Source organism: Cupriavidus sp. GW822-FHT02D05 (assembly GCF_058802485.1).
The window spans coordinates 145,204-158,673 of sequence record NZ_JBXAOE010000012.1 but is presented as its reverse complement, the minus strand read 5'-3'; the positions used below and the strand labels follow the sequence as shown (position 1 = coordinate 158,673).

14 protein-coding genes are annotated in these 13,470 nt (G+C 64.3%); 10 read left to right on the top strand and 4 right to left on the bottom strand.

Annotation, left to right across the window (positions count from 1 at the left end; genetic code table 11):
• The first annotated feature begins 69 nt into the window (after positions 1-69).
• Positions 70-228, top strand: coding sequence for a hypothetical protein (locus tag AC1RQK_RS17885; RefSeq protein ID WP_492810233.1), 159 nt, complete (start codon positions 70-72; stop codon positions 226-228).
• Positions 229-494: 266 nt separating this feature from the next.
• On the opposite strand, the gene AC1RQK_RS17880 is transcribed toward AC1RQK_RS17885, so the two are convergent.
• Positions 495-1,127 carry an acyloxyacyl hydrolase gene (locus tag AC1RQK_RS17880; RefSeq protein WP_492810231.1) on the bottom strand — a complete coding sequence of 211 codons (633 nt, stop codon included), beginning with the start codon at positions 1,125-1,127 and terminating at the stop codon, positions 495-497.
• A 311-nt stretch (positions 1,128-1,438) separates the two neighbouring features.
• On the opposite strand from AC1RQK_RS17880, the gene AC1RQK_RS17875 reads away from it, so the two are divergent.
• The 4 genes from AC1RQK_RS17875 (at position 1,439) to AC1RQK_RS17860 (ending at position 5,764) form a co-directional block, all read left to right on the top strand.
• Complete coding sequence (locus AC1RQK_RS17875; RefSeq protein WP_416048444.1) at positions 1,439-1,930, top strand: flavodoxin family protein; 492 nt, start codon at positions 1,439-1,441, stop codon at positions 1,928-1,930.
• 221 nt (positions 1,931-2,151) lie between these two features.
• Positions 2,152-2,928, top strand: a complete 777-nt coding sequence (locus AC1RQK_RS17870; protein ID WP_492810229.1) for a COG4705 family protein — start codon at positions 2,152-2,154, stop codon at positions 2,926-2,928.
• 148 nt (positions 2,929-3,076) lie between these two features.
• Complete coding sequence (locus tag AC1RQK_RS17865; protein ID WP_492374953.1) at positions 3,077-3,412, top strand: ElaB/YgaM/YqjD family protein; 336 nt, start codon at positions 3,077-3,079, stop codon at positions 3,410-3,412.
• 51 nt (positions 3,413-3,463) lie between these two features.
• Positions 3,464-5,764, top strand: coding sequence for a heavy metal translocating P-type ATPase (locus AC1RQK_RS17860; RefSeq protein ID WP_492810227.1), 2,301 nt, complete (start codon positions 3,464-3,466; stop codon positions 5,762-5,764).
• A gap of 44 nt (positions 5,765-5,808) precedes the next feature.
• Here AC1RQK_RS17860 and AC1RQK_RS17855 read toward each other — a convergent pair whose 3' ends face one another.
• Positions 5,809-7,092 carry an MgtC/SapB family protein gene (locus AC1RQK_RS17855; RefSeq protein ID WP_492810225.1) on the bottom strand — a complete coding sequence of 428 codons (1,284 nt, stop codon included), beginning with the start codon at positions 7,090-7,092 and terminating at the stop codon, positions 5,809-5,811.
• Between the two features lie 306 nt (positions 7,093-7,398).
• On the opposite strand from AC1RQK_RS17855, the gene AC1RQK_RS17850 reads away from it, so the two are divergent.
• Together AC1RQK_RS17850 and AC1RQK_RS17845 are read left to right on the top strand one after the other, a co-directional pair.
• Entirely contained in the window at positions 7,399-7,887 is a 489-nt protein-coding gene (locus tag AC1RQK_RS17850; RefSeq protein WP_492810223.1) for a phasin family protein, read from the top strand.
• Between the two features lie 154 nt (positions 7,888-8,041).
• Positions 8,042-8,179 (top strand): hypothetical protein, encoded by a 138-nt coding sequence (locus AC1RQK_RS17845; protein WP_492810221.1) that lies wholly within the window; start codon positions 8,042-8,044, stop codon positions 8,177-8,179.
• Positions 8,180-8,227: 48 nt separating this feature from the next.
• Here AC1RQK_RS17845 and AC1RQK_RS17840 read toward each other — a convergent pair whose 3' ends face one another.
• A complete protein-coding gene (locus AC1RQK_RS17840) occupies positions 8,228-9,136 on the bottom strand; it encodes a LysR family transcriptional regulator (protein ID WP_492810219.1) in 909 nt (302 codons plus the stop codon).
• Between the two features lie 127 nt (positions 9,137-9,263).
• On the opposite strand from AC1RQK_RS17840, the gene AC1RQK_RS17835 reads away from it, so the two are divergent.
• Together AC1RQK_RS17835 and AC1RQK_RS17830 are read left to right on the top strand one after the other, a co-directional pair.
• Positions 9,264-10,016, top strand: coding sequence for an SDR family oxidoreductase (locus tag AC1RQK_RS17835; protein ID WP_416047273.1), 753 nt, complete (start codon positions 9,264-9,266; stop codon positions 10,014-10,016).
• Between the two features lie 75 nt (positions 10,017-10,091).
• Complete coding sequence (locus tag AC1RQK_RS17830) at positions 10,092-10,907, top strand: glutathione S-transferase family protein (RefSeq protein ID WP_492810217.1); 816 nt, start codon at positions 10,092-10,094, stop codon at positions 10,905-10,907.
• Between the two features lie 40 nt (positions 10,908-10,947).
• Here AC1RQK_RS17830 and AC1RQK_RS17825 read toward each other — a convergent pair whose 3' ends face one another.
• Entirely contained in the window at positions 10,948-12,126 is a 1,179-nt protein-coding gene (locus AC1RQK_RS17825) for a 4-hydroxybenzoate 3-monooxygenase (protein WP_492810215.1), read from the bottom strand.
• Between the two features lie 367 nt (positions 12,127-12,493).
• On the opposite strand from AC1RQK_RS17825, the gene AC1RQK_RS17820 reads away from it, so the two are divergent.
• Complete coding sequence (locus tag AC1RQK_RS17820; RefSeq protein WP_492810213.1) at positions 12,494-13,459, top strand: Bug family tripartite tricarboxylate transporter substrate binding protein; 966 nt, start codon at positions 12,494-12,496, stop codon at positions 13,457-13,459.
• Positions 13,460-13,470 lie beyond the last annotated feature (11 nt).

Here is a 13,470-nt window from a genome sequence, read left to right as displayed (position 1 = left end):
TGGCCACGCCCCGATCACGGCGGACGGGACCAGCGCCTGCTGTGCGTGCCGCAGGAGCGGCTGGCGCGCATGGTGCCGGGTCGCGTTTGTCGAGAGTTTGTCGAGATCGACCTGCCAGCCATGCCATCGGCACTGGTATGGCCGGCCGACGACCGCAGACCGATCCTTCAGGAACTCGACGCGCTGTTGCTGCGCATTGGCCGCCGCTACGGCATCGCGCCCGCCTGAGCCCGGGCGCAAGCCTTTTAGGGTTCTTCAGACTTTCGCGTGGGTAAGTGGCGGGAAGCAATACGCTGGTTTGCTCCCCTCTCCCATGAAATGGGAGAGGGGCCGGGGGAGAGGGCGGGCGCTCGCTCAACGTCATGCGCCTCGCTCTTGCGCAGGCCCGCCCTCTCCCCCAACCCCTCTCCCGCAATGCGGGAGAGGGGAGCTACGGCAGCGCTGGATTTAGCCCAGCGATGCATCGACCCACACGAAAGTCGGATGAATCCCTTTTAGAAGCGGGCCGAGTACTGAAGCATGTAGAAGTTGATACCGGGGTTCGGCTCCTTGATGCCAGCGTTGGAATAGTGCTGGAAGCGCACCCCCAGTTCCGAGTCGATCGCGTCGCCAAACCGGTAGCCGGCGGCAATGCGATCGCCGAACTGGAACGCCGTCGAGAATACTTTTGAGTCCGAGATGCGCGTGCGCGACAGCAGGTGCACGCCGGCGCCAACCTCGGCGAAGGGCCCCGAGCGGCCGGCACCCTGAACCCGGAAGATGGGTGTAAAGCCCACATCGCCCATGAGGTTGCTATTGCTGCCATGTGGATTCCAACCACCCACGGAAGCTTCGAGACCCAGGCGAACACGGACTGACCGCGAGCTCGTCGCCCAAAGGTCGGTCTTCAGGTTCCATCGCGCCTCCACGCGTGCGATCGAGGCCTCGCCGCCCGCACCCAGTGCTGCCCCAAGACGAACCGGCTCGAACCACGCGGCATCCTCGCTGGCGGGCGCGGCAAGCGCGGCGGCGCTGGCAAACGCACTGGAAATCAGGACGAAGGAGAAGACAGATCGAAGCATGACAAAAGCCTTGTGAAGATGAATTCTTGTTGTTGGTGACACCTTGATCGCGTTGGAAGTGAACACAAGTCAAGAGGATTCCATCGGCATGGCGAACAATTCCCCGGCCCGCCGCCCCTCCTGGCTGGACTTCGCGCGAAAACCCCGAATTATGCGTTCGGCACAAGCGACCGAATAGATACCGCTAGCGCATATCAGCGTCCCAGATTTGGAACGACGTGGACGGAACAGGCGTGAAGCCGACTATCAAGCGGCGCACCGGCACGCGCGAAGTTGCTCTCAGGGCTGGACCGCGGCTTTTCCTCGGCTAGCCGGTGTTTGGGGCGTGCTAGAGTGCGCAATGTACCGGCGTACCGGCGGATGGCGAGTAGGAACAAATGAAGACGCTGCTGATCGTCTACCACACGATGACCGGGGGAACAAAGCAGATGGCCGAGGCGGCAGCCGACGCGGCGCGTATGCAGCCTGACATCGCGGTCAGGCTGCAGCGGGCGGCCGAGACCGGTCCGGACGATGTGCTGGCGGCCGACGGCTATCTGTTCGCGACGCCGGAGAACCTGGCTGCGATGTCCGGGCTGATGAAGGACTTCTTTGATCGCTGCTACTACGCGGCGCTTGACCGTGTGAACGGCCGCCCGTACGCGGCCATGATCTGTGCCGGCAGCGACGGGCAGAACGCGCTGCGCCAGGTCGAACGCATCGCTACCGGCTGGCGGCTCAAGTGTGTGGCGCCGGGCCTGATCGTCTGCACCCATGCACAGACGCCCGAACGCATTCTGGCACACAAGGAGATCGGCGCCGAGGACCTGGCGCACTGTGCCGAGCTGGGCGCTGGCTTGGCGGCAGGTCTTGCGCTTGGCGTCTTCTGACGTCGAAACCCGTCACATTCGGGATTGTCACGTTCGGGCTTGGCGCGATAAGCCTCCCGCCACCACGCGCCAGCGGCTGATAGTCAACTTTCGTCCTCCGCCCCGCCCGTTGCGCCGCAACACGGCCTTAATGCTGCCTTAATCCCGCGCGAACTAGTATCTGGCAATCCTTGCGGTGGCAGGAGTCCGCCGCACCAAGCCTAACGTCGAAGGAGTTCAACATGACAGCACGCCCCAGCCACGAGGCCAGCGCCGCAGCGGCCAGCAAAGTGCCGGAAGTCACACTGGCATTCTGGCTGATCAAGATCGCCGCGACCACGCTCGGAGAGACCGGCGGCGATGCGCTGTCCATGACGATGGGACTGGGCTACCTGGTCAGCACAGCGATCTTTGCGGCGGTGTTCCTGGTGGTGGTCTACGCCCAGGTTCGCGCCACGCGCTTCCAGCCGCTGCTGTACTGGGCCACCATCGTGGCCACCACCACGGTCGGCACGACCTTGGCGGACTTCGCGGACCGCTCGCTCGGCATCGGCTACGCCGGGGGATCCACGTTGCTGGCGCTGCTGTTGCTGCTGTCGCTGGCGTTGTGGTATCGCTGGCTTGGCACGGTCTCGGTCGACAGCGTGCATTCGCCGCGCGCCGAGCTGTGCTACTGGGTCACCATCATGTTCTCGCAGACGCTTGGCACGGCGCTGGGAGACTGGACCGCCGACACGGCCGGGATGGGTTACGTGGGCGGCATGGCGATCTTCGGCTCGCTGCTGGCATTGCTAGCCCTGGCCTACTACCGCACGCGGATCTCACGCACCCTGCTGTTCTGGGCGGCCTTTATCCTGACGCGCCCGCTCGGGGCGGTGGTGGGCGACTTCCTCGACAAACCCCTGCAATCCGGCGGGCTGGCACTGGGTCGCTTCAGTGCTTCGGCAGCGCTGCTGGGCTTCATGGCGCTTTGCCTGCTGCTGATGCCGCAGCGGGCCGCGGCCCGGGCCCGGCACTAGTGGCCGGACCCCGCATCCGCTTGCTTGCTGCCGGCTTGATGGCGGCTTGATGTCGATCAACCGCCAGACCGGCGCCGAACCTATAGTGGTGTGTGGCTTAGCTTCATCCCGCCGTACCTTCATCGTTTCCACCCGCCAGGAGTGCGCCATGAACGACGTCAGATCCGTATTTTCCGTACACCGCGCCGCGCTACAGCGCGATGTCAACGTCTTGCTAGCCGATGTGCAGGCATTGCTGCGCGACGCCGCCGCCTTGACCGGCGAGCAAGCCGGCCAGGCCCGCGAACAGTTCAAGGTGCGGCTGGAGGCGCTGCAGCTGCGCCTGCGCGAGCTGCAGGCGCAAGGCCGCGGCCAGGTGCGCGATCTGGCCGATGCGGGAGAAGCGTACGTGCAGGCGCACCCATGGCGTGCGCTGGGCGCGGCCGCGGCGGTTGCCGCCGTATGCGGGGTGCTTGTCGCCATGTCGGTCTCGCGCCGGGATTGATGCCCGATCGATAGCGGATTGATGGCGGATTGATGGCGGATCGAAGGCAATATGGCGCCTGTGCAGCCTCGCTACCACCGCTGGCTCAATCTCGGGCTGCTGGCGACCTGCGCGCTCACGCTGAGCGCGGGATCGCTGCTGTACTGGTTCGAATCGGCGGCGCTCGCGCGCACCGTGTGGCTGATCGGTGTTCTGCCGGTGCTGATTGCCCTGGCCGCCAGTACCGTGCTCGCGGCGTGGCACCGCAAGGCCGGCGTGGATGTCCTGGCCCTGCTGGCCATCGGCTTCGCGTGGTGGCTGGGCGAGCACTTTGCCGCCGCTGTGATTGCCCTGATGCTGGCCAGCGGACGCGCACTGGAGAACTATGCGCAAGCGCGCGCCGCCAGCGAGATGAGCGCGCTGCTGCGCCACGCGCCGCGCGAAGCCAGCCGCTTCGAAGGCGGCGAATGGCGCCCGGTACCGCTGGAGCTTGTGCACCCCGGCGACCGGCTGCTGGTACGCGCGGGCGAAGTGGTGCCAGCCGATGGGACGCTGCTCCAGGCTGCCGAACTGGATGAATCCACCCTGACCGGCGAGGCCATGCCGCAGCGCTGCGCGCCGGGCGAGCCACTGCGCAGCGGCGTGGTCAATGCCGGCGCGCCGTTCGAGATGCTCGCTGGCGCCACGGCGGCGCAAAGTACCTACTCGGGCATTGTCCGCCTTGTGATGGAGGCGCAGCAAAGCCGCAGCCCGTCCATGCGCCTGGCCGACCGCTACGCCCTGCTGCTGGTGCCGCTGGCGCTGGCCGTGGCCGGCGCGGCCTGGATCATGACCGGCGATGCGCACCGGGCACTGGCGGTGCTGGTGGTGGCTACCCCCTGCCCGCTGATCCTGGCCGTGCCGGTGGCCATCGTCTGCGGCATGTCGCGCGCTGCCAGCCGGGGCATCCTGGTCAAGAGCGGCGGCGCACTGGAGCGGCTGGCGCAGTGCCGCGTGCTGTTTTTCGACAAGACCGGAACCCTGACCACGGGCCAGGCCCGCGTCTCGGCCATCGAGGCGGCGCCAGGACACGCGCAGGACGAAGTGCTTCGCCTGGCAGCTTCGCTGGCACAGGCCTCGGTGCATGCCAGTTCCCGCGCGCTGGTCGCCACGGCGCGCGAGCGCGGCCTGGCGCTGGCGTTGCCGGGCGAGGTCGCCGAGGATCCCGGCGCCGGCCTGCGCGGCAGGATCGGCGGGCATGTGGTCACCATCGGCTCCCTGGCGCACGTGGCCAGCGCGAGCGCACCCACGCCGTGGAGCACGGCATGGGTGCGGCGCATGGGCCATGAGGGCGCGTCGGCCGTCTTTCTTGGCGTCGATGGCGCCATGCGCGGCGCGCTGCAGCTTGCGGACCAGATCCGGCTTGACACGCCGCGCGCGCTCAGGCTGCTCAGGCAGGCCGGCATCCTGCGCATGGTGATGCTGACCGGCGACCGCGACGACGTCGCGCAGATGACAGGCGCGATGCTGGGCGTGACGCAAGTGCGCGCCCAGCAGTCGCCCGCGCAAAAGCTCGCGGCAATCCGCGAGGCGCAGCGCAACGACACAGTCATCATGGTTGGCGACGGCGTCAACGACGCGCCCGCGCTGGCCGCCGCCGACGTCGGCGTGGCAATGGGCGCGGCAGGCGCGGCCGCGTCGGCGCAGGCTGCGGACGTGGTACTGCTGGTCGACCGCCTGGACCGCCTGGCCGAGGCGATGCAGATCGCCCGGCGCACGCGCCGCATCGCCGTGCAAAGCGTGGTGGCGGGCATGGCGCTGTCGCTGGCGGCCATGATGGCGGCCTCATTCGGCTACCTGCCGCCAGTGGCGGGCGCGCTGCTACAAGAACTGATCGACGTCGTTGTGATCCTCAACGCGCTGCGGGCACGCAAGCCTGGGCCTGAATGGCAGCCCGCACACATCACGGCGGCCGAGGCCACCAAACTGAAGACCGAGCATAGCGAACTGGGGCAGGTGCTCGACCAGGTGAGATCGATGGCGGATCGCGTGGCCAGCCTCCCCGGCCAAGCCGCCGCAGCCGAACTGGCGGCGCTCAACCAGGCACTGCGCGAGCAATTGCTCGCGCACGAGATCCACGACGACGCCGACCTGTATCCGGAACTCGCGCGGCGCCTCGGCGGCCAGGACCCGCTGGCCGCGCTCAGCGGCGGGCATCGCGAGATCTTCCACCTGGTCGGCATGCTGGAGCGCATCGCCGCGGACCAGCCCGCGGACGGCATCGACCTGGAAAGCGCGCAGGAAGTCCGGCGCCTGCTCTATGAACTCAACGCGATCCTGCGCCTGCATTTCGCGCAGGAGGACGAGCTGTACCACGCGCTGGGGGACGCCTGACGATCTGCCCGCTGCACACGCTGCATAGCGTGCCCGGGCCGGCATCAGCGCAACGACACCAGCGCGAGCGCTGCGGCCCAGGTCACTGCGGCAGCCAGCACAAGCCCCGCACCGACACGCAACGCAAAGGCACGCCCGCCCGCGGCAGCCAGCACGATCTTGGTAGCGGTATTGGCGGAAAAGGCCGCCAGCACCGGCCACACAGCCGCCTCTGCCGACATGCGCCCCGCCGCTACCTGCGCGGCAACCGACACGGTTGCGGCATGCGCATCGGCAAACCCGCCGGCCACGGCCACCATCATCAGCATCCCGGGCCCGGACCATGCTCGCGTGGCGCCATTGGCCAGCAAGAGCAAGGCCATGAGCAGCACGAACCCTGCCGCCACGCGCCAGTCCAGCGAGGGGCCCGCCAGTTGTGCGCCGTCCTGTGCGCCGTCCTGTGGGCCTTCTTGCGCACCATCCTGCGCGGCTGGCCTGCGCGCTGCCAGCCAGAGCCAGGCGCCGGCATAGAGGCCCATTGCCGTCAGTCCGGCCGCGAGGGGCAATGCCAATGCCCGCAGCGCTGCCGCGCTGGTCGCCGCCAGCAACAGCAGCATCTGCACGAACGTGGCCACGCTGGAAAGCAGCGCGGCCGCCACGGCCGCATCGCGTAGGCCGGGTGCCTTGCGCACCATCGCCGCCATCGAGCCGATGGTCGCCGCGCTGGAGACGAAGCCACCGAACAGGCCGGTCACCGGCAGGCCTACCCGCTCGCCGAACAACCGCGTGGCAATATGCCCGGCAGCGCCCATCAGCATCACCAGCATCGCCACCAGCCAGAGCGTGCGCGGGTTCCAGGCGTCGAACGGGCCCATGTAGCGGTCGGGCAGCAAAGGCCAGATCACCAGCGCCGCCACCGCCAGCATCAAGGCATCGCTCAGCTCCTGCCGGCTCAGCGCGTTGCGCACCAGGCCGTGCAGGGTTGCCTTGCCGTGCAGCAGGATCGCAAGGACAGTGGCAATCCCGGCGGCAAGCGCCGGATGCGTGACCGCCAGCGCGCCGAGCAAGACCGTGCACAGCAACGCCATCTCCGTGGTCATGCCGGGATCCCTGGCCGCGGTGTGGCGGTAGCCCAGGGCTGCCAGCCCGGCAATCGCCAGCAGGACCGCTGGCAACAACCCGGCGTTGGGCAAGAACGCGCCCAGCGCGCCGCTGACGCTGGCAATGGCAAACGTGCGCAGGCCAGCCGGCGCCTCGGCACCTTCCGCCGCCTGGCTGCGCTCCCGCTCCAGCCCGATCGCAAGACCGATCCCGAGCGCGACGCTAAATGCCACGACCGTGTGATCCATGCTATCCCCCAGGAAACGGTCCAGCTTACCGGCACCATTGCATTCAGTCTGGCCCATGCCTGCGCAACCGGCTTGATGTGCCGCAAGCTTGATGCGGATCAACAAGCGCCGGCGGCACGCTTCTAGAATCATCTGATGGGCGAAACCGTGATTTGCCGTGGTCGCGCGACTTGCGTGAGACATGCCCGGTAAAACGGGTTCGGTAGAACGGGCCCGCCCTGACCGTTGACATCAGTTGGCGGCTCAGCAGCAATCCACGCGCATTACCGCACTATCGCGTTACCGCGCGCATCCAGGAGACTCACCATGACAGACCAGACCGACGTCCCCCTCGCATGCTTCACCGCCAATTGCGAGGCGGGCCTGCGCGCGCTGACCCTGATGCAGGAGAGCCGGCAGCGGTTTCTCGAACTACAGCTCGACGCGGTACGCAAGGATATCAAGACCTTGCACGAGGCAGGCGCGCAGCTGGCGAATGCCGGCGACTTCGCCACGCTCGCCACCCTGCCGGCGACCTTCCTGCGCAACCAGGCCGAGCATTACGCACAGCGGATGCAAGCCTGGATGAATCTCGCCATTCACAACCAGACCGCCATGGTGGAACAACTGCGGGAAGCCGGAGAGACCTGGCAGCGCTGCCAGGCCGCGGCGCTGCAGCAGGCCGGGAGCACCGCCTCGCTGCCCACGCAAGTGCAGGCTATGTTCGAAAAGTTCAGCCAGGCGGCGGCCACCCTGGATGGGACCGCCGCCAGCACCGGCGCCGCTACGCACAAGCGCGCCGCTCATGCCGGCTGAGATATTGCTGAGACGCCACTGAAGCACCACTGAAGTGCCGCTGAGACGCCGGCGGGGATGCCGCCGGCCACCGCTTGCCATGCCCGCCTAAAAGTGATCTGCTCCACCGAGGCCTGGATCGCAACCATGCTTGCCATGGATGCGCAGTTCACGCATGCCCGAGGCCAGCGCCGCGCCGCGTGACGTGCTGGTGCGCATCAGCGCCGCCAGCGTCAACCCGCTGGATAAGATGGTGCGTAACGGGGAATTCAAGCTGCTCCTGAAATACAAACCCCCATTGACGGGAGCTTGAACGGCGAGTGACGTGACAGGGAAGCATGGGGCATGACCCGCGAGACACTTATCGATTCGGCAAAGGGGTGTTGCCGTTCAAGGCAGGAATCCTCGAAAACACGTCAGCCATAAAATCCATGAACACGATAGCCCGCGTGGGAAGCAGTCTGTTGGCCACATAAACCATCTGCACCGGGACGGGCGGAGCCGCATGGTCCGTCAGAATGAACTGCAATCGACCGCTGTTCAGCCCGCCCTCAAACAGCCACGCAGGTCCATGTGCCACGCCCAAGCCTGCCGTGACCGCGGCACTCACGGCGTCGGGCGAGTTGACTCTAAGCCTGCCGGAAACCGGGATGTCCGCGTCCCGGAATCGCCAGGTCGCCCCGGACGACAGCAGGGTGTAGATGACGCAATCGTGGTCGCGCAGGTCATCTGGGATCTGCGGAACTCCGCGTTTGGCCAGGTAGTCCTTGCTGGCGACGAAGACTCGGTCGTACCAGCCAAGACGCCGGGCGCGCAAGGTACTGTCCTCCAGGTGTCCGATGCGAATGGCGAGTTCGGTCCCTTCATTGACCAAGTCCACGTATCGATCATTGAGTTGAAGATCCAAGATCAATTGGGGGTAGCGCTCCAAAAAGGTCGGCACATGCGGCAACACAAACGCGTATGCGAGAGCCGTAGGGCAGGCTACGCGCAAGAGCCCCGATGGCTCGACGTTGTTCCTGAAGGATGATTCGGATTCATCCACCGCATCCAGGATGCCCCGGATGTCCGCATAGTAGCGTTCGCCCTCCGGCGTCAAAGATAGCTTTCGCGTAGACCGATGGAGCAAGCGCGTCTGCAAGTGATCCTCCAGAGCCGCCACATAACGGCTGACATTGGGTTGCCCCAGCCCTAGATCGCGCCCTGCCGCCGAAAAGCTCCCGGTTTCTACGGCACGCGCGAAGCATGTCATCAAAAGGAATCGATCCACGCCTTCACCTCAATTCATGCTGATTTTGCATGAATTATATACGAATAGACAATCTTATCTAGATTTCTGCATGAGCGCATATTTCTCCTTGTCGACCGCGGTGGTCGTCATTCACCGGAGAATTCAAATGTCGCGCTTGCAAGGTAAACGTACCCTCATCACTGGCGGCACCAGTGGCATCGGGCTGGAAACGGCAAAGCAGTTTCTGGCGGAAGGCGCCCGCGTGATCGTCACTGGCGTCAATCCCGATACGATTGCAAAGGCACAAGCCGAACTGGGCCCAGAAGTTCTGGTGCTGCGCGCTGACTCGGCCAGCGTTGGAGCACAAAAAGAACTGGCACAAGCCATCAAGGACCACTACGGGCAATTGGACGTTGCCTTCCTCAATGCCGGCGTATCCGTCTGGCTGCCTATCGAAGAGTGGACAGAGGAGATGTTCGACCGTTCTTTCGACATCAACGTCAAAGGTCCCTACTTCCTGATGCAGGCACTGCTCCCGGTCTTCGCAAATCCTGCGTCAGTCGTACTGACCACCTCCGTGAGCGCGCATGCCGGCGCGGACCGCTCGTCCGTGTATGCCGCCACGAAGTCCGCCTTCCTGAACATGTCGAAGACGCTTTCGACTGAATTGCTGGGCCGCGGCATCCGTGTCAACGCAGTGAGCCCCGGACCGGTCGAGACTCCGTTGTACGACAAGCTCGGGATTCCGGACGCGTATCGCGAGCAGCTCAACAAAGAGATTGCGGCAAGCATTCCGCTTGGGCGCTTCGGTACGTCCGACGAGGTGGCCAAAGCCGTGCTGTATCTGGCTTCCGACGAGTCGCGCTGGACGGTCGGCTCTGAAATCGTCGTTGACGGCGGCCGCTTGCTGAATGGTTAAGCGCGTCGCCCAAGAATTGGGCGAATTCTGTGCCGCGGTTTCTGTTTGATAAACCATCCAGGGCCACAAGACACAATGAACACACTCACGCTAATAAGTCATCCACTGTGCCCATTCGTCCAGCGCGCCGCAATCGTGCTTCTTGAGAAGGGCGTCGAATTCGATCGGATAAACGTCGATCTGTCAGCCAAGCCAGACTGGTTCCTGGCACTTTCGCCGACAGGCAAGGTGCCGGTACTCAAGGTGCGACAGGCCAACGTGGAGGACGCGATCTTGTTCGAAAGCGTGGTCATTTGCGAGTACCTTGACGAAACGCAGGGCGGCGCGGCGATGTACCCCGCTGACGCGCTGTCTCGCGCCCGACACCGGGCGTGGATCGAGTTTGCCACCCAGACCTTCGCCGAAGCTTGGCAGTTCCTCCACGCTCGCGACTCTGGGACTGCCGATGCCAAGCGCACCGCATTTCGCGAACGGCTCGGCAAGCTGGAGTCAGAAATGGGCATGGGGCCGTTTTTCGCGGGCGCGGCCTTTGGCATGGTCGATGCGGTTTACGCCCCGCTCTTCCGCTACTTCGGAATCATCGACGGGACGGTCGCGCATCAGATCTTCGACGGTCTTCGCTCCGGCACTGCGCTCATTGGCCGAACGCAGCGGCGAGACCGGCTATCTCGCAGTGCCCTGCGGTACGCGCGAATACCGTCTACCGCTTCGCGGCTGGGCAACCAGGCAGACGAGCTTGGGCCTTGCGCTCAATTCTATCGGGGACGTCGTCTTTGGCGGAAATCTTGTTTTCACTCATCCCGAGTCCCCGCGCCCCTTGAAATACGGACAGGGCCAGGTCCTCTACCCGCGCTGCGCCACCTCAACGAAATCGCGATCCGTCTTACTTGAATCGCAGCGCTAGGCCCTTGTTGTGCACCGTCGCACCAACTTAGTGGCTCAGGCCAACCATCCCTACATAGTTCTCGGCTAGCGCTGTGGCGCCGGCTCGGGACGACGTCACGTATCGTAGCTCCGATACTTGAAGCTGCTGATCAAACGGGCTCGCGTCATCAAACCGATGCAGCATGCTGGTCATCCACCAAGAAAAGTGCTCAGCCCGCCAAATGCGCTGAAGCGCAGTGGCCGTGTAGGTGTTCAGTTTGTCCTCCGTGCCGTGCTTGTAGAAGCTATCAAGTCCTTCGGCCAAGATCTTCACATCGTTGACGGCCAGGTTCATTCCCTTGGCGCCGGTCGGGGGAACGATATGAGCGGAGTCACCCGCGAGGAACAGCCGGCCATGCTGCATGACGTTGGAGACAAAGCTGCGCATCCCCACGATGTTCTTCTGGAAGATACGACCTTCCGTCACTCGCCAGCCATCGGCCTGGTCCAGTCGTGCGTGCAGCTCGGACCAGATTCGGTCGTCGGACCAGTTGTCAACTGAATCTTTGGGATCGCACTGGAAATACATGCGCTGAACCGTTGGGGATCGCGTGCTGATGAGCGCGAAGCCGCGGTCATGTCGCGCGTAGATGAGTTCATCGCTCGAAGGGGGCGCCTCAACGAGAATTCCAAACCAGCCAAACGGATAGAGTCGCTGGTGGTCCTTACGTACAGCCTCAGGAATGGCCTGGCGGCTGGGCCCCTGCGAGCCATCACAGCCGATCACGAAATCGCAGTGGATCTCGCAAGTATCGCCATCCTTTTCATAGCGGATGGAAGGCTTCGTCGATTCGATGTCGTGCAGGGACGTGTTCGACACGCCAAACACCGGCTTTCCGCCGGCGGCGACGCGCGCCGCGACCAGGTCTTTGATAACCTCGTGCTGCGCGTAGACCGTAATGGCATGACCGGTCAAATCGGTCAGATCAATACGATGCCGCTCACCTTCGAAAGCCAGCTCGAACCCACGGTGAAGAGCACCCTCCGCCACCATCCGCGTTCCCAGCCCCACTTCCTGCAGCAAGTCCATGGTCCCCTGCTCGAGCACACCAGCCCGGATGGTCGATTCGATCTCGTCACGGGTGCGTGACTCAATCACAACCGAGTCGATGCCCTTAAGGTGCAAAAGGTGCGACAGCAGCAGGCCCGCCGGACCTGCACCAATGATTCCAACCTGAGTACGCAAGATCGTCTCCACCCCGGCAATTAGTGCATTAAAAGCCATATTGATGTGGGAGGCTATGCATCGCGTCCCCACTTCATCCTCACTCAGCGTAGCAGCCGCAACGCCGAAATGTCAATGGTACGACCATTATGAATGAACGATAAAACTCGAGGGTGCGGTATGTGTGTCGATCCGCCGCCGTGCGCATGAAATGTGATTACGATGCCAGATAGATTGGGGGCATTCACTAACATAACACCTCCCCTCACCGCAGCAGCGCTCCTCCACTCAGGGCTTACCCCACCTTCAGTTTGCCTTGACATGGATACCGCATCGGTCGATATAATCAATGGACCAACCATTGAACAATGACAAGGATGGAGACAACATGCGATACCTGAAGTTGCCCCTGATGGCGGCATGTGCGTTCCTCGCGGGCAATGCGATCGCACAGGACCCCTACCCCTCGCGCCCGATTACTATCGTTGTGCCCTACCCTGCGGGAGGCACCAGCGACATCCAGGTCCGGAAGATCCAGGAACCGCTGTCAAAACTCCTGGGGCAGCCCGTCGTGGTGGACAACAAGGCCGGGGCATCTGGCGGTATCGCAGCCATGGCCGTCGCCCGCGCAAAGCCCGATGGCTACACCTTCCTGTACGCCAACAATGGGCTGCTGATCGCCCCGCTGCTTTACAAGAAATCTGGATACAACCCGCTTAAGGATTTCACCCCGGTTGGTACCGTGACGTCCGTGCCCTTGGTGCTGGTCGCGAACAAAGCTGTCCCGGCAAAGAACCTGCGGGAATTTCTCCAGTACGCCCGCAAGCAGCCTAACGGCGTTCGCTATGCGTCTGCCGGCACCGTTTCCTATGGTCACCTCGCGACTGTCCGATTTGGCCAGATGGCGGGCATCAAAGTCGACCATATCCCCTACAAGGGGGAAGCCGGCACGACCTTCGCCGCAAAAGCCGGGGAGGTGGACATGCTGCTCACGACCCCGTCGCCGACCATGCTCTCGCAAGTAGGCCCGGGTGGGCTCACGATGCTCGGGGTTGGTACCGAGAAGCCATCGCCTGTTGTGCCGGGCGTTCCCACCATCAACCAGGCTGTCCCCGGCTTTACCGCGGAAGCCTGGTTCGGACTGCTGGCGCCCGCCGGCACACCGGACGCGATCGTGCAGAAGGTCAATAGCGCCATTGCCACGGTGATGGCCGACGAGGGCGTTCAGGACTGGCTGATCAAGACCGGGGCCCAAGCACAGCCCTCTTCGTCTGCCGCCTTCGCTGCGATTCTGAAAAAGGAAACCGCGCAATGGCAGGACATCATCACCAAGTACAACATCCAAGCTGAATAGTCTGTCATCGC